Origin of the sequence: Methylocella tundrae (assembly GCF_038024855.1) — a bacterium.
Classification (GTDB): Bacteria; Pseudomonadota; Alphaproteobacteria; order Rhizobiales; family Beijerinckiaceae; genus Methylocapsa; species Methylocapsa tundrae.
This window is the reverse complement of record NZ_CP139089.1, coordinates 414024-430105: the sequence shown is the minus strand read 5'-3', so window position 1 is coordinate 430105 and position 16082 is coordinate 414024. Positions and strand designations below refer to the sequence as shown.

The 16082-nt window shown below is 62.5% G+C and carries 15 protein-coding genes; 4 read left to right on the top strand and 11 right to left on the bottom strand.

The features are described 5' to 3' along the window. Positions 1 to 143 precede the first annotated feature (143 nt). A complete protein-coding gene (locus SIN04_RS04430) occupies positions 144 to 1163 on the top strand; it encodes a patatin-like phospholipase family protein (RefSeq protein ID WP_134492261.1) in 1020 nt (339 codons plus the stop codon). Positions 1164 to 1175: 12 nt separating this feature from the next. Here SIN04_RS04430 and SIN04_RS04425 read toward each other — a convergent pair whose 3' ends face one another. The 4 genes from SIN04_RS04425 to SIN04_RS04410 form a co-directional block, all read right to left on the bottom strand. Then, positions 1176 to 1649, bottom strand: coding sequence for an HXXEE domain-containing protein (locus tag SIN04_RS04425; protein WP_134486485.1), 474 nt, complete (start codon positions 1647 to 1649; stop codon positions 1176 to 1178). 108 nt (positions 1650 to 1757) lie between these two features. Then, complete coding sequence (locus SIN04_RS04420) at positions 1758 to 2189, bottom strand: CBS domain-containing protein (protein WP_134486482.1); 432 nt, start codon at positions 2187 to 2189, stop codon at positions 1758 to 1760. A gap of 349 nt (positions 2190 to 2538) precedes the next feature. Further along, positions 2539 to 3267, bottom strand: coding sequence for a carbonic anhydrase (locus SIN04_RS04415; RefSeq protein ID WP_134486479.1), 729 nt, complete (start codon positions 3265 to 3267; stop codon positions 2539 to 2541). A gap of 309 nt (positions 3268 to 3576) precedes the next feature. Next, on the bottom strand, positions 3577 to 3798 hold the full coding sequence (locus tag SIN04_RS04410) for a hypothetical protein (RefSeq protein ID WP_134486477.1): 222 nt from the start codon (positions 3796 to 3798) through the stop codon (positions 3577 to 3579). A gap of 171 nt (positions 3799 to 3969) precedes the next feature. On the opposite strand from SIN04_RS04410, the gene SIN04_RS04405 reads away from it, so the two are divergent. Next, positions 3970 to 4893: a cation diffusion facilitator family transporter gene (locus tag SIN04_RS04405; RefSeq protein WP_134486475.1), complete on the top strand. Its 924-nt coding sequence runs from the start codon at positions 3970 to 3972 to the stop codon at positions 4891 to 4893. A 52-nt stretch (positions 4894 to 4945) separates the two neighbouring features. Here the strand turns inward: SIN04_RS04405 and SIN04_RS04400 are convergent, their stop codons facing one another. Then, positions 4946 to 6760: an ABC-F family ATP-binding cassette domain-containing protein gene (locus SIN04_RS04400; protein ID WP_134486473.1), complete on the bottom strand. Its 1815-nt coding sequence runs from the start codon at positions 6758 to 6760 to the stop codon at positions 4946 to 4948. Between the two features lie 424 nt (positions 6761 to 7184). Here SIN04_RS04400 and SIN04_RS04395 point away from each other — a divergent pair, with 424 nt between their 5' ends. Next, complete coding sequence (locus SIN04_RS04395; protein WP_166795842.1) at positions 7185 to 8906, top strand: adenylate/guanylate cyclase domain-containing protein; 1722 nt, start codon at positions 7185 to 7187, stop codon at positions 8904 to 8906. Between the two features lies 1 nt (position 8907). Next, positions 8908 to 9624: a Crp/Fnr family transcriptional regulator gene (locus tag SIN04_RS04390; RefSeq protein ID WP_134486469.1), complete on the top strand. Its 717-nt coding sequence runs from the start codon at positions 8908 to 8910 to the stop codon at positions 9622 to 9624. Between the two features lie 105 nt (positions 9625 to 9729). Here the strand turns inward: SIN04_RS04390 and SIN04_RS04385 are convergent, their stop codons facing one another. The 6 genes from SIN04_RS04385 to holA form a co-directional block, all read right to left on the bottom strand. Next, positions 9730 to 10131, bottom strand: coding sequence for a F0F1 ATP synthase subunit epsilon (locus SIN04_RS04385; protein ID WP_134486468.1), 402 nt, complete (start codon positions 10129 to 10131; stop codon positions 9730 to 9732). A gap of 101 nt (positions 10132 to 10232) precedes the next feature. After that, on the bottom strand, positions 10233 to 11684 hold the full coding sequence (atpD, locus tag SIN04_RS04380; protein ID WP_134486466.1) for a F0F1 ATP synthase subunit beta: 1452 nt from the start codon (positions 11682 to 11684) through the stop codon (positions 10233 to 10235). Between the two features lie 27 nt (positions 11685 to 11711). Further along, a complete protein-coding gene (locus SIN04_RS04375) occupies positions 11712 to 12590 on the bottom strand; it encodes a F0F1 ATP synthase subunit gamma (RefSeq protein WP_134486464.1) in 879 nt (292 codons plus the stop codon). A 54-nt stretch (positions 12591 to 12644) separates the two neighbouring features. After that, on the bottom strand, positions 12645 to 14174 hold the full coding sequence (atpA, locus tag SIN04_RS04370; protein WP_134486462.1) for a F0F1 ATP synthase subunit alpha: 1530 nt from the start codon (positions 14172 to 14174) through the stop codon (positions 12645 to 12647). Next, complete coding sequence (locus tag SIN04_RS04365) at positions 14174 to 14737, bottom strand: F0F1 ATP synthase subunit delta (RefSeq protein ID WP_134486460.1); 564 nt, start codon at positions 14735 to 14737, stop codon at positions 14174 to 14176. Before SIN04_RS04365 ends, atpA begins: the two co-directional genes overlap by 1 nt. A 273-nt stretch (positions 14738 to 15010) precedes the next feature. After that, positions 15011 to 16033, bottom strand: coding sequence for a DNA polymerase III subunit delta (holA, locus tag SIN04_RS04360; protein ID WP_341264239.1), 1023 nt, complete (start codon positions 16031 to 16033; stop codon positions 15011 to 15013). Between the last annotated feature and the right edge of the window lie 49 nt (positions 16034 to 16082).

Sequence of the window (16082 nt, the reverse complement as noted above, 5' to 3'; positions counted from 1 at the left end):
CGCTTTGTTCAACAATTGTCAACTTCCGGAGCGAAACACTCAAGTGTCCTAAACCGTTCTGCTTCAGCGCCGCATTTTGTCTGTATGGCCGCGCGTTCGTTAATGCCGCGTTCTACTTCACGAGGAGCGAGAGATTGAACAAAATGCTTCCCGATCCGCGCAGGCGGCCTAACCATCCGGGCGGTGTCGATGCGCCGTTATCGGTCAAGCTACAGACGCGGCCTTCGGTCGGCGTGGCGCTCGGCGCGGGCGCGGCGCGCGGCTGGTCCCATATTGGCGTCATGCTGGAGCTTCGCGAACATGGAATTCACCCGGACGTCGTCGCCGGGACCTCGATCGGAGCTGTGGTCGGTGGCTGCTACGCGGCAGGCAAGCTGGAACATGTCGAGACATTCGCGCGGGGCCTGACGAAAAAGACCGTATTCGGCATGATGGACGTGTCTTTTTCCGGCGTTGGCCTGCTCGCAGGCGGGCATCTAAAGCGCCGGCTCCACCAGGCGCTTGGCGGGCGCCGGCTCGAAGATCTCGACAAGGGGTTCGCCGCCGTCGCGACCGAAGTCGGCACCGGCCACGAAATCTGGCTGACCAAGGGCGACGCGGTCGAGGCGATCTGCGCCTCCTATGCGTTGCCCGGCATTTTTGAGCCGGTCCGCATCAATGGACGCTGGCTTTTCGACGGCGCCCTCGTCAATCCTGTGCCGGTCACGGTCTGTCGCGCGCTCGGCGCCGAAATCGTCATCGCCGTCAATTTGATCGGCGATAATGGATTTCGCGCGACGGTGATTGATGACCGGCTCTCGCTTGAGCCGACGCTCGAAGAATTTACCGTCGCCGTCGAAGAGCTGCCTAGGCGAGGCGGGTTTTTTGGCGCTTTCCGCGGCGGTCACCGCCGTCATTTCGGCAAACGGGAGGATGGCGCGCCGGGGATCGGCAGCGCCATGATGGACGCGTTCAATATAGCGCAAGGGCGTATTTCCCGCTCTCGTCTCGCAGGCGATCCGCCGGACGTCATCATCAACGCGCGGGTCAGCAGGGTTGGTCTGTTTGACTTTCACCGCGCTGACGAATTGATCGAGATGGGTCGCGAGGCGACGCGACGCGCCATCCCCGAGATCTCTGAGTTTATCGCTCTGACGCCACGCGGCGAGGAGTCCGCGCCATAGTCTGGCGAGCATTCAGACTGTCTGCCTGAAATAAGGCCGCGACTTCGCTCGCAGCAGGATGATCGGAAAAGCCATCAACGCGGCTCCCATCGTGACCGCCGCGAAGGCGACGCCGGCGCTCAAATCGCCATCGGTCCCGGCTTGGCGGAAGGAGCCGAGGCCGATCGGACAGAAAAGGCACACGGCCGTTACCACTCCCGGAGAGAACCGCCCGCCGGTCACGATCATCGGCAGCACATGAAAAAATGTGGCGTTGATCAGCATCAGCGCGGCATAGGCGAGAAAAAGGACCGGAAGCGATGTGGAAAGTTGCGCCTGAACGACGCCAAGAACGATGACGACGGCGTTGGTGACGTAAAAATCGCTCCATTCCACCGGCAGCTTGATGACGGCCCGCGCCCAGTTTCGCCAGTCGAGCGCAAATTCCTCCAGAATATGCACAGCATAGGCGCCGACTGCGAGCCAGGACCATTCATAGTAGGACATCTGGTTCTGTCGCCGCCCAATGGGTGTTTACTGCGCGCGGACAATGCGCCTGTCAGCCACGCTAAGGCGCAGCGTGGCCTCCATGGGCTTGGCCGCAATAGCGCGCCGTCAAGCCGTGGCGATATATTCCTTCATCGCCTGGGTCTGGCGCTCCATTTCCTCGAGGCGATACTTGACCAGATCGCCGATGGAGACGAGGCCTGCCAGCGTGCCGTCCCTGACGACAGGAAGGTGACGGAAACGCTGCTTGGTCATCTTTTCCAGCGCCGCGACAACGCACTCGCTGTCGGTGGTGGTCGTGACCCGCGCGGTCATATGTTTCGAAACGACGTCATTGAGCGCGCTCGCGCCGGCCCTGCCGATCGCCCTAACGATATCGCGCTCGGACAAGATGCCGAGAACCCTGCCTTCCGCGTCGGATACCACGAGGGCGCCGATATTTTTGGCTGTCAGGACCTCCAGCGCCTCGGAGAGCGTCCGATGGGGCTGGGTGGTGCTCACGTTCCGGCCCTTCTCTGCAAGAATGCGAGCGATTGTCATTTTGGGTCTCCTTCCAAACGTTTTTGGCTTTGCGTCCTCTCCGGGGCGTCAAATCGTCACGATAAAATGAACTCCTTCGCGTGAGCGCGCAACAGAAGTTTTCGGCCTGCGCCTTGGCGGCGCGGCGGAGCGCGAGGCCAAAAAGTGGAAAGCCTTTTTTCGGCGTCATGCTAACTTATTGATAAGAGATGGATTTGATCCTTTGGACGGCGTCGCGGCGCGATTGCGTCCAAAGTCATCCGGGCCGAGAACAGAAATGCGTTCAAGCAGCGGGCGTTGGGCTCTCTAAGCCTTTTGTTTCAACGGATGATGTGGATCCGAAAACTCTGCAACTTTCCGGCATCATGCTCTAGAATCGTGGTTCGGAAAGAGCAGCGGCGTGGGCGTCCTGCGAGACCGGCAAGAATTTTCCGGCTCCTTCATCGAGCGCCAGCAACTTGCCTTCAAGGATGCCGAAATAGGCGCCGTGAAGAGTGAGGAGGCCGCGCTTTTCGAGCGTTGCAATCGCCGGAAAGGTGCGAAGATTGGCGAGGCCCTGGATGATTGAAGCGAGAGCCAGACGTTCGGAATATTCGTCGAGAGGCTCCGCGGCCGGACCGATTTTTGCGGCCGCCGGCGCGATCAGGCTGATCCATTTTCCGATGAAATCACCTGCCGATAGGGGCTTCTGGTAGGGGTCGAAATCGGCTTCCGCATACGCACGGACGCCGCCGCAACGCGCGTGGCCGAGGATTACGATGTGCTCGACGCGCAGTCCGAGCACCGCGTATTCGAGCGCCGCCGACGTGCCGTGCAGATCATCGTTGGGCGAATAGGGGGGCACCAGATTGGCGACGTTGCGAGCAACGAAAATCTCGCCCGGACCGGCGTCGAAAATCACCTCCGGAGAGACCCGCGAATCGCAACATCCAATCAGGAGAATGCGAGGGTTCTGCCCTTTCTCGGCGAGATGATGGAAACGATCCTGTTCGCGCGCGAACCGGCCGCCGAGGAACGCCTCATATCCGGACACAAGCCGGTCCGGCAGCAGCGGACGCGCCGGCGCAGCATCGATTTTTTGCACAATCGAATCAGACATGCGAGCCACTCTTACGTGCTTGATCGGTGACCCATCCGCCGATCATCGGCAGGATGGTCCGATACAAGCTTATAGAGATGCCACGAGCCAAGCAAGAAGCAGCGAAAGCGCAAAATGCGGCGGCCGCGGCATGGCGTCGGCTCCAGCAAGCCGCCGCCGCGAAGGCCGCGATCGCCTCGGCGGCGCGCCGGAGCTTTGGAACAGGCGGCGGGCGGCGGCGCATGCTCGCGCGATGGACCGTGGGGTGTCCACCGCGTGAGCTTATCGAATGGTTTGCTTGGAAAAGATTACGGCTATCAGACTCGCGCTTCAGCCGCCTGCCTTGAGCGAGCTCAGCGCCTGCGACGCAGCGCTTGATATCGGCGGCGTCGAGGCATGAGTGATGGTTTTGTAATCCCCGTCGCTATCTTTGACCCGCCCGGCGGCCGGCGCTTTATAATCCCCGTCCGCCGCTTGCGCATTGGCGGAAACAGTTTGCGTCGGCGGGGTATAAATTGTGTTTGACGTCGCGTTGAGTGCGGAAATCGACATGTGATTCTCTCTTAACAGCCTAGCGAGATCTCAACATTACGGGGCAAAGCTTGCACGAGGCTGCGAAGATTCATTCAAATCCGCCGCATGTTCGCATGCGCCATGCGACCGCCGGTCACCTGAGTAGAGTGTGTCGGCAGCGCAAGGCGGGCAATCCCCGAACGAGGACGCATGAGCGAGAGCCCAGAGCCTATCGACACACGCGCCGAACAGAATCTTTTGCGGCTTTCGATCGCCGTGACATTTGTCCTTGGCCTCATCGGCGTCAGCGCCGGCCTCGCCATCGGCTCGCGGTCGATTCTGTTCGATGGCGTTTATTCGATTGTCGACGTCGCCATGACGGGCCTCGCCCTCATCGTCTCCAAACTGCTGACGCGCGAAGGCAGCCGTCGCTTTCAGTTCGGCTACTGGCATTTCGAGCCTATGGTTGCGGCCTTCAACGGAACCATCCTGTCACTCTCCTGCATCTATGCGTTCCTGGACGCGGTCGGCCTTTTGATCCAGGGGGGCCATAGGCTCGATTTCGGCCCAGCGGCCATCTATGCGATCCTTGTCAGCGCCGCCTGCCTCGTCATGGCGCGCCGGATGCGCCGGGCGAGCGAGGCGCTCGATTCCGACCTCCTGCGCATTGACGCGCGCGGATTTTTGATGGGAGGCGCGCTGAGCCTCGCTTTGCTCGCGAGCTTCCTAGGCGCGATGGCTCTCGAACGCGCTGGCTATCGCCACCTGGCTCCCTTCGCCGATCCGGCCATTCTGATCGCGGTCACGCTGTGCCTTGCGCCGATCCCCATGTTTTCCGTCTGGCGGGCGCTGCGTGAGATTTTTCTCGTCGCGCCGCCCGATCTTGACGCGGACGTACGCAGAATTCTCGACGCGGTGACAAAGCGCCACGGATTTCAAGGCTATACCAGCTATGTCGCCAAGACCGGCCGCGCCCGCTTCATCGACGCGCATATCATCGCCCACGCGAGCTTTCCGATCGGCGGGGTCGAGGCGCTGGACAAGATCCGCGAAGAAATCGCCTCCGAGATCGGGGAAGGAGGCGCGCCGCTTTGGCTGAATGTGTGCTTTACCGCTGACCGCAAATGGACCTGACGGAGCATTGCGCGCCAAGCCGCGGCTGGCGCAACGCCGAGGGAGGCTAACTCTACCCTTCGATCTCCTCGCGACGGATTTCCAGCGCGAGCCAATCCTCCTCCGCGGTCAGCAGCTCAGCCTCGGCCTTGGCGAAAGCGGCTGAGACCTGCGCGAACCTCGACGGGTCGCGCGCGTAAAACTCCGGATCGTCGAGCAGGGCTTTCAACTTCGCCATCTGTTCGCGAAGCCCCTCCATGCGCGCCGGCAGGGTTTCGAGCGCGTACCTTTCCTTAAAGCTCAAGCGCGGTTTTCCGGCCGGTTTTTCCGCGCGAGGCTGCGGCGCGGCTTTGGGCTTTGCTCCGGAACTGGCGGCGGTGATCGGCGCCGTTCCGACGCCGGAGCCGCGCTGCGCCACCATATCGGAATAGCCGCCCGCATATTCGATCCAATGGCCGCCGCCCTCCGCGAGCAGGACCGAGGTCGCGACGCGATCCAAAAAATCGCGGTCATGGCTGACGATCAGCAACGTGCCTTTATAGTCGCCGAGCATTTCCTGCAGAAGATCGAGCGTCTCAAGATCAAGGTCGTTCGTCGGCTCGTCGAGAACGAGGAGGTTCGAGGGGCGCGCCAGCGCACGGGCGAGCATCAGCCGCCCGCGCTCGCCGCCGGACAGCCGCCCGATCGGCGTTCGCGCCTGCTCCGGCCCGAAAAGAAAATCCTTCATATAGCCGATGACATGTTTGCGCTCGCCGTTGATCTCGACGAAGTCGCTACCCCCGCCGGTCAGCGCGTCCTTCAATATGGTGTCGGGATCAAGGCTCGCGCGGCCCTGATCAAGCGTCGCCAGTTCGACGTTTGCGCCGAGGCGGACATGGCCCGAATCCGGCGAAAGCGCGCCGGTCAGCAGATTGATGAGCGTCGTCTTCCCTGCCCCATTGGCGCCGATAACGCCGAGCCGGTCTCCACGCAAAAGACGCATCGAGAAATTCTGAACGATGGGACGTTCGCCGAAAGATTTCGAGATAGCCTCGGCTTCGATGACGAGCTTGCCGGAAACCTTGCCTTCCGTGGCGACGAGCTTGACGTCGCCTGTCGCGGCCTGGCGCTGGCGCCTCTCGCTGCGCATCGTGTTCAGCCCGGCGAGGCGCTTCTGGTTGCGCTTTCTGCGCGCGGTCACGCCATAGCGCAGCCAATGCTCCTCTGCGACGATCTTGCGGTCGATCTTGTGCTGCTGGCGCTCTTCTTCTTCGAGTTCCTGATCGCGCCAGGCCTCGAATTCGGAAAAGCCGCGCGCCAGCGTTCGCGTGCGGCCCCGATCGAGCCAGACCGTGCTGCGCGACAGATTTTGCAGAAAACGCCGGTCGTGACTGATGATGACGAGCGCCGAACGCAGCCCCTTGAGTTCGGCCTCGAGCCATTCGATGGCGGGCAGATCGAGATGGTTCGTCGGCTCGTCGAGCAGCAAAATATCGGGCTCCGGCGCCATCACCCGCGCCAGCGCCGCGCGGCGCGCCTCGCCGCCGGAAAGACGCGCCGGCTCCTCGTCGCCGCTGAGGCCGAGCTCGTTCAGGAGCTGTCTTGCCCGATAGGGATCATCGAGCGGACCGAGCCCCGCCTCGACATAAGCGAAGGCGGTCGGGAAGGCGGAAAGATCCGGCTCCTGCGGCAGATAGCGCACGCTCGCGTCCGGCTGCATGAAGCGCGTCCCGCCGTCGGCTTCGAGAAGCCCCGCTGCGATTTTCAAAAGAGTCGATTTTCCGGAGCCATTGCGGCCGACAAGACAAAGACGCTCGCCCGCCGAAACGGACAGCTCCGCGCTCTCAAGGAGGGGCCGCCCGCCAAGGGTCAGTGAAATGTCCTGCAGCAGCAGAAGAGGAGGCGCCATCCGGGCGAAAATCCTTGCGGTTTACGAAAACGAACCGACGATCTACAGCATTTTGCAGAAGTTGGAGCCGGTAAAATCATCTTGAACGCGACGGCCGCGTCCTTTTGACCAAAACCCCGGAAGCTGAGCAGCTTCGCGCGAGCGGCGGCGTCAAGGGCGCGAAGGTCAAGATCAGCGATTTTGCTTTCCGCCCGGCGAAGATCGCGGGCAAGCCCCGGGGCCGTGGCGCCCCTCCACGATCATGCGGAATTCCGCGCGCCGTCGCGGCGGCGGATTTCCACTTTCCCCGCTGGATACCAGCGATCGCTTCTCCTACACTTTCTCGAGGGCAGGAACCGGCGCTTGCAATGCAACTTGGCCGCGCATGCGCGGCCATTGCCGGCGAACGCGAAAACCGCCCTGAGAATGATGGAGGATGATGCGCGTGACGCAGGCCCCAGAAGCTATAGAGGGCGCCCCCGTCAAGGCGTCCCGTTTTCCGCCGGTGGAGCGAACGCTCCGGATGACGACCGGCCTTATCCTGTTCAGTTTCGCGACGACTCATTTTCTGAACCACGCCTGCGGCGTGCTGCGCCTCCCAACGATGGAGGCGATCAGGCTCGTCCTCTTATGGCCGTGGCGAACCTATGTCGGCCAGACGCTGCTCTACGGGTCGCTGCTGACGCATGGCAGCCTCGGCCTCTTCGCGATCTATCGCCGCCGTCATCTGCGGATTCCGCCGGCCGAACTCGCGCAAATCCTCCTCGGCCTGTCGATTCCACCGCTCATCATCCTTCACGCGGTGAATGTCCGCGTCGGTCATTTTCTATTCGGCCTGCCCGAGAGCTACCCATGGCTGATCTATCGCTATTGGCATCTGTCGCCCTTTGTCGGCGTGCCGCGGCAATTCCTTTTGCTGCTCGTGCTCTGGATCCACGGCTGTATCGGGCTGCGCAGCGCGATGCGCTTCAAGCCCTGGTATCCGAAATGGATGCCGGTTCTCGCCGCCCTCGCGACCGTGATTCCGCTTCTCGCCATCAGCGGCATCATCGACGCGGGTCATGATTTCGATGCGACCGCCGCGCAGGATCGGAATTTTCTCGCCTCGTTCAACCTTCAGAGCCCGGCTCAGGCAGCGATGCTCGCCAAGATCGGCGAGCTGTCGATTCTTGTCTACATCGGCCTCGTCGGCGCGGTCTTCGCGGGTCATGGTTTGCGGGAATGGCTGCAGCGGCGCTATCGCGCCGTGACGGTGACCTATCCTGGCGGCAAGCAGGCCGTGGTGCCGCGCGGCTTCTCGATTCTCGAAGCGAGCCGCTGGGCCGGCGTCTCGCATATGTCGATGTGCGGCGGCCGTGGACGCTGCTCGACCTGCCGCGTGCGCGTCCGGGCCGGCCTCGAAACGCTGCCTTCGCCCAATGTGGCGGAAGCCAACACCCTCGCCGCGATCCAGGCCGAGACCAATATTCGACTGGCGTGTCAGGTTAGGCCGCATGGAGACGTCGACGTCACGCCGCTTCTTACTCTCGGGCGGTGGGAGACAAAAGCGCTCGCCGCCAACCTCAGCGCATCAATGGAACATGAGATCGCGGCTCTTTTCATCGATCTGCGCGATTCGACCAAACTCGCCGATGGACGCCTCCCCTATGACGCATTCTATGTCATTGATCGTTATGTAGGCGCGGTTTGCCATGCGGTCGAAGCGAGCGGCGGCCATGTCACCAGCATCGCCGGCGACGGCGTCATGAGTTTTTTCGGTGGCGACCGTGACGCGCGATCCGCATCCCGCGCGGCGATTTTCGCGCTTCAAGAGTTGTGGAGAACGCTGGACGCGCTCAGCACCGAATTCGAGTCCGCCTTCGATTTCCCGCTGCGTTTCGGCGCCGGCTGCCATCTCGGTCTTGCCGTCGTCGGCGCACTGGAGAGCCGGCAGACGGCGCAGTTTCTTGGCGAGGTCGGCAATATCGCGTCACGGCTCGAGAGCCTAACCAAGGAGCTGAAATGCACAATGATTCTCTCGCGCGAGATGGTCGAGCGCGCAGGCTTTGCGATGCCGCCGGTCGAGACCCGCCGCGTGCAGATCCGTAGCGTCTCCAGGCAAATCGAATTGATCGTGTTTCGCACGAAGGACGATCTCGATCATCTGATCGCGCAGGAGGCCAATTGACATGACGACCATCAGGCCATCTGAAACGCTCGCGCGCGTCGAACTTTTCCACTCCCTGCCGCCAGACACCATCGCCCGGCTCGACACACGCTGTATCTGGCGGCGCGCGCGGGCCAAGGAATGGATCATCGACTATCAGGACGAGAGCACGGACGTATTTTTTCTCATCACCGGCGTCGCTCGCGTGATGATCCGGTCGATTTCCGGCCGTGAGACGATCCTGCGCGATATCGAGGCCGGCGCATTTTTCGGCGAACTCGCCGCGATCGATGGCCAGACGCGGTCCGCCAGTATTCTTGCCATCACCGATGCGACGATCGCAAAAATGACGGCCACGACATTCATCGAAACGGTCACGAGCCACCCCGATGTCAGCCTGCGCCTGCTCCGCTTCATCACCGGGCAGGTTCGCATGCTGGCCAATCGCGTGAATGAATTCACGACTCTCGCGATTCGAGAACGGCTGATCACGGAGCTGCTGCGGCTCTCGCGGGCAAATCGCGCAGATCCTCGAGAAGCGATCGTCTCGCCTCCTCCCGTCCACGCGGATCTTGCCGGGCGCATCAGCACCCGCCGCGAAACCGTCACCAAGGAATTGAGCGCAATGGAACGCGAGGGGCTCGTGCGGCGCGGGCGCGGCGCGCTGACCCTCGTCGACGTGCCCCGCCTGGTGGCGATGATCGGCGATAAGGAGGATGCGCTGGATTTCAAGACATAGGCCGACCGCGGCGCGGATCATGTTCGCCGCAGTGAGGACGGGCGTCCCTTTACCGTCGCCGCCAGCGTCCGCGCTCGAGGCTAGGCGGCTTGTCCGCGCAGCCAGTCATATCTTGAGAGCGTCTCTGAGCTCGAGCAGTTGATCACGCTTTTCGGTCGCAAGGCGGCGGCTCTCGTCATTCTTCGCGTCGGCGACGTCTTCTTCCGCGTCTTTGATATCAGCCGCGATCTTGGCCGCGTCGACCTCGTCGAGCGGGATGGCCTGTTCCGCCAAAATCGTGAGGCCCGCGGGCGACACGTCGGCGAAGCCGCCGCGAACGAAAAACCGTAGCTTGTTCGTCCGGGATTCCTCGATGTCGATCACGCCGGGCTTCAGCGTCGACATGAGCGGCGCGTGATCCTTGAGGACCGTAAACTGACCCTCGGTTCCGGGCACGACGACAGTCTGCACCTCGCCCGAAAACATCAGCTTTTCAGGCGACACGAGTTCGAAATGAAAGTCCGCCATTGCGCGTCCCTGACATTGATTTCCGCCGATCTAATGCGACCCGCGGCTCAAAAAGCGCCGCGCGGAATGATCCGCCGCGCGGCCGATTGCGATGGTGACCGTCAGGCGGCTTCCGCCGCGAGGCGCTGCGACTTCTCGATCGCCTCGTCGATTGAGCCGACCATATAGAACGCCGCTTCCGGCAGATGATCGTATTTGCCCTCGACGAGCCCCTTGAAGCCCTTGATCGTGTCGGCCAGCGACACCAGCTTGCCGGGGGAGCCGGTGAAAACCTCCGCGACGTGGAACGGTTGCGACAGGAAGCGTTCGATCTTGCGCGCGCGGGCGACGGTCAGCTTGTCTTCTTCCGACAGTTCATCCATGCCGAGAATGGCGATGATGTCCTGCAAGCCCTTATAGCGCTGCAAGATCTGCTGCACCTGACGCGCGACGCCATAGTGTTCTTCGCCGACGACGAGGGGCGACAGCATGCGCGAGGTCGAATCCAGCGGATCGACGGCGGGATAGATGCCCTTTTCAGCGATCGAGCGCGACAGCACGGTCGTCGCGTCAAGATGGGCGAAGGTGGCCGCCGGCGCCGGATCGGTCAAATCGTCGGCGGGGACGTAAATCGCCTGCACCGAGGTGATCGAACCTTTGGTCGTTGTGGTGATGCGCTCCTGAAGCGCCCCCATGTCGGTGCCGAGCGTCGGCTGATAACCGACCGCCGAAGGAATGCGGCCAAGCAGAGCCGACATTTCCGAACCCGCCTGGGTGAAGCGGAAGATATTGTCGACGAAGAACAGCACGTCCTGGCCTTGATCGCGGAAATCCTCGGCGACCGTCAGTCCGGTAAGCGCGACGCGCGCCCGGGCGCCCGGTGGTTCGCTCATCTGGCCATAGACAAGAGCGCATTTCGATCCCTCGGCCGAACCGCCATGCTCGCGCGGATCGAGATTCACCTTGGATTCGATCATTTCGTAATAAAGGTCATTGCCTTCGCGCGTACGCTCGCCGACGCCGGCGAAGACGGAATAACCGCCATGCGCCTTGGCGACATTGTTGATGAGCTCCATGATCAGCACGGTCTTGCCGACGCCCGCGCCGCCGAAGAGGCCGATCTTGCCGCCCTTTGCGTATGGCGCGAGCAGATCGACCACCTTGATGCCGGTCACGAGGATCTGCGCTTCCGTCGCCTGCTCGGCATAGGTTGGCGCCTCTTGGTGAATCGCGCGATAATCGCTCGCCTTGATCGGCCCCGCTTCGTCGACCGCTTCGCCGATCACGTTCATGATGCGGCCAAGGGTGCCTGCTCCAACCGGCACCATGATTGGTGCGCCGGTGTCGCGCACGGGCTGGCCGCGCGTCAGGCCTTCCGAGACGTCCATGGCGAGGCAGCGCACCGAGTTTTCGCCGAGATGCTGGGCGACTTCGAGGACAAGGCGGTTGCCGCCGTTGTCGGTCTCCAGCGCGTTGAGGATTTCCGGCAGATGACCGTCGAATTTAACGTCGACGACGGCGCCGATGACCTGCGTGACGTGGCCTGTGGGCGTGTTGGTTGCGGCGTCAGCCATGGTTCGTCCTCTTGCTGTCCTGGATGCTCAAAGCGCTTCGGCGCCAGAAATAATCTCGATCAGTTCTTTCGTGATCATCGCCTGACGGGAGCGGTTATACTGCATCGTTTGTTTCTTGATCATTTCGCCCGCGTTGCGCGAGGCGTTGTCCATCGCGCTCATGCGCGCGCCTTGCTCGGAAGCTGCGTTCTCGAGGAGGGCGCGCAGAACCTGGATCGACACATTGCGCGGCAGAAGCGTCGTCAGAATTTCCTCTTCGCCAGGCTCATAATCGTAAACCGCCTGCGGCTCGGCCGCCCGCCCTTCCCCGCTGACGTTCAGCGGGATCAGTTGCAGCGCCGTCGGAAGTTGCGAAATCACGCTCTTGAAACGAGCGAAGAAAAGCGTGCAGACGTCAAATTCGCCGGCTTCGAAAAGCGACACGATCTTGCGGCCGATCGCGTCGGCGTTATCGAACCCCAGCGTCTTGACGCCGCGCAGATCGACGAGTTCGATGATCTCGCGCTCGAACTGCCGGCGCAGGATATCATGACCCTTCTTGCCGACGCAGATGATCTTCACCGTCTTGCCCTGACCGATCAGCGAGACTGCGGCGTCGCGGGCCAGCCGGGCGATCGATGCGTTGAAGCCGCCGCACAGGCCGCGCTCGGCCGTGCAGACGACAAGCAGATGAACGCCGTCGCGGCCGCTGCCGGCAAGAAGCTGCGGCGCCGGCGAGCCGGGGCTTATCGAGGCGGCGAGCGAGCCCAGCACCTGCTCCATTCGCTCGGCGTAGGGCCGTGCCGCCGCCGCCGCATTTTCAGCGCGTCGCAGTTTCGCCGCCGCCACCATCTGCATGGCTTTGGTGATCTTCTGCGTCGCCTTGACCGAGGCGATCCGGTTTCGCAGATCCTTCAACGAGGGCATGGCATATCCGCCTGACTATGTCCAAAGGTCGCTTGATGCTTCACGCGAAGGTCTTCAAGCAAAGTTCTTGGCGTAGGTCTCGACGATCGACTTCAGCTGCGCGGCTGAAGCGTCGGAAAGATCCTTCGATGTGCGGATCGTATCGAGCAGGTCGGCGTGGCTCGTGCGCACCAGAGCAAGAAGCCCGTCTTCAAAGGCGCGCACGCGGTTGACCGGCAGGGCGTCGAGATAGCCGTTGACTCCGGCGTAGATCACGATCACCTGCTCTTCCATCTTGAGCGGCGAGAATTGCGGCTGCTTCAAAAGCTCTGTGAGGCGTGATCCACGCGCAAGAAGGCGCTGCGTCGTCGCGTCGAGATCGGAGCCGAACTGCGCGAACGCGGCCATTTCGCGATATTGCGCCAGTTCGCCCTTGATCTTGCCGGCGACCTTCTTCATCGCTTTCGTCTGCGCGGCGGAGCCGACGCGCGACACCGAAAGGCCGACGTTCACCGCCGGGCGGATGCCCTGGTAGAAAAGATCGGTCTCAAGGAAGATCTGGCCGTCGGTGATCGAAATCACGTTCGTCGGAATATAGGCCGACACGTCGTTCGCCTGCGTCTCGATGACCGGAAGCGCCGTCAGCGAACCGGCGCCGTTGGCGTCGCGCAGCTTGGCCGCGCGCTCGAGGAGGCGCGAATGCAGATAGAAGACATCGCCGGGATAGGCTTCGCGGCCCGGCGGGCGACGCAGAAGAAGCGACATCTGCCGGTAGGCGACGGCCTGCTTCGAGAGATCGTCATAGACGATCAGAGCGTGCATGCCGTTATCGCGGAAATATTCACCCATGGCGCAACCGGAGAATGGCGCCAGGAACTGCATCGGGGCCGGATCGGAGGCGGTCGCCGCGACGATGATCGAATATTCCAGCGCGCCGCTTTCTTCCAGCACTTTCACGAATTGGGCGACGGTCGAGCGCTTCTGCCCGACCGCGACATAGACGCAATAGAGTTTTGCGCTTTCGTCCGTGCCCTGGTTCGCGGCTTTCTGGTTGAGGATGGCGTCGAGCGCAACGGCGGTCTTGCCGGTCTGGCGATCGCCGATGATCAGTTCGCGCTGACCGCGCCCGATCGGGATCAGGGCGTCGATGGCCTTGAGGCCCGTCGCCATGGGCTCATGCACTGATTTGCGAGGAATGATGCCGGGCGCCTTGACGTCGACGCGTGAGCGACGCGTCGCGTTGATCGGGCCTTTGCCGTCGATCGGATTGCCGAGCGCGTCGACGACGCGGCCGAGCAGCTCCTTGCCGACCGGCACGTCGACGATGGCGCCGGTGCGCTTCACCGTCTGGCTTTCCTTGATGTCGCGGTCGGAGCCGAAAATGACGACGCCGACATTATCGACTTCAAGGTTCAGCGCCATGCCGCGAACGCCGTTCTCGAATTCGACCATCTCGCCCGCCTCGACATTGTCGAGGCCATAAATGCGGGCGATGCCGTCGCCGACCGAGAGCACCTGGCCGACTTCGGTGACCGAGGCCTCATTGCCGAAGCCAGCAATCTCGTTCTTGAGAATTGCAGAAATTTCTGCGGCGCGGATATCCATCAGCCGACCTCTTTCATACGTGCGCGGATCGAATTGAGTTTTGTCTTGAGAGAGCCGTCGACCATGCGAGAGCCCAGTTGGACAATGAGGCCGCCGATGATCGTCGGATCCACCTTGACGGAGACCTCGACGCGATCGCTGCCGGAGATCGCGGCGAGCGCGCTTTTCAGCGCCTCGACATGCTCATCCTTAAGCGGTTCGGCGACGGTGACCGAAGCGCGGCTGAGCCCTCTCGCATGGTCATAAAGAACGTTGAAGTCGCGGATCATATCGTTGACCGCAAACAGACGGCGCTTGGTGGCGACGAGTTTCAGGAACTTCGCCGTCGTTCCGCCAATCGACGCCCGGTCGAGCAGAGCGGTCAGCACCTTGACCTGCTCTTCGCCGGAAAAGACCGGGCTGCGCACGAAGTCTCGCAGGTCTTCGCTTTCGGCCAGGAGACCTGCGAATGTCGCGAGATCGGCCGCGACCTCGTCGGTCGTGGAGGTTTCGTGGGCGAGGTCGAACAGCGCCTGAGCGTATCGGCCCGCCATTCCGGAAACGAGGGTTTCTTGCTTCGCCAACCGATGCCCCAAATGTTCAAAATGTCCCGTGTCCGCGCGCTTCTAGAGGCGCTGGCCTTTCGCGGCAATCCGCGAAAAGGCTTAAACCGGAGACTGAGATGAAGAAGTCCGGGCGCGGCGAAGGAACGCGGCCACACCCATACAGCGAAGGGTTGCTAACATAGGATATTTTGGGGCGCAACCCTGGCATCACGGAATGGGGAGCAGCAGCGGCAAAACAACGCAAGCTCGACTTTAGCTTGGGTGGCTTCGCTGGTTCGGGACACGGAGATTTTAGCGGGGGGCGGGCTTCGGCCGGGCGGCGAGAGCGACGCTCCAAAGCGCGCGGAGAGCGATCGCTTCGGCCAGCTTCGGCTCGAGCCGCGCCTTGCCGATTGCTTCCGCCAAAATCTCGATGGCGCGCAAAAGCTTTGCCGAGGTCCAGATGCGAAGATGGGCGTCGATCGCGCGGGCGCGGCCGAAGCCGCCGCCATGCCCCTCCCCGGCCCCCATCCCCGCTTCGACGTCGAGCCGCGCCCGGCGAAGCGTCAAGGCGTGGCGGAGCGCTGCGCCAAGCAGCTGGTTGACGTCGACGGCCTGCGCGAATGTCTTGCGCGCGCCCGTCTCAAGCGCGGCGAAATCACCGTGGAAGGCGTCGTTGACGGCATGATCCAGCATCAGGCTCGACGCGTCCGAGACGATCGCTTCGACGTGATCGAGACCGATTTCTCCGGCTCCCCGCGCGTATAGAACGAGCTTGGCGAGTTCCGAGCGGGTCGCCAGCCGATCCTGGCCGAGCAGCGAAACGAGCAATATCCGGGCCTCCGGCGAGACCCTCAGTCCGGCGGCCGCGGCCTCCGCTTCGATGAGAAGGGCGACATCCTTCGCCGAATCCGGATAGCACTCGATCGCCGCGGCGTTTTTCTCGCGTTCGCAAAGCCGCCGCAGGGGCGCGTCCTTCTTCAGGGCGCCGGCCTCGATAATGATGGTGCAATCCTGTGGCGGTGCGGCGATCAGGGGCTCGATCGCGGTGACGAAGGCCTTTCCCTGCGCCTCGATCCAGATCGCGCGCCGGCCGCCGAACAGCCCTATCGTGTTGGCTTCGTCGGCCAGGCGCAGCGGATCGGCGGCAATGTCGTCCCCGCTGATGCGCAGCAATTGGAAGGGGTCCTTTGGATCATCCACCGCGTGCTGGACGATAGCGCGGGCGCGCTCGGCGACGAGACCGAAATCAGGGCCAAAGACCAGATAGAGATATATGTGCGGCGCCGGGCGCGCGAGAAATTTGTCGGCCTCGTAGGTTTTGATTGCGACCAATTTGCCGGCTTCTCCTCAAGCTGAGCCGCTCATCGCTCGCGGCGGACCG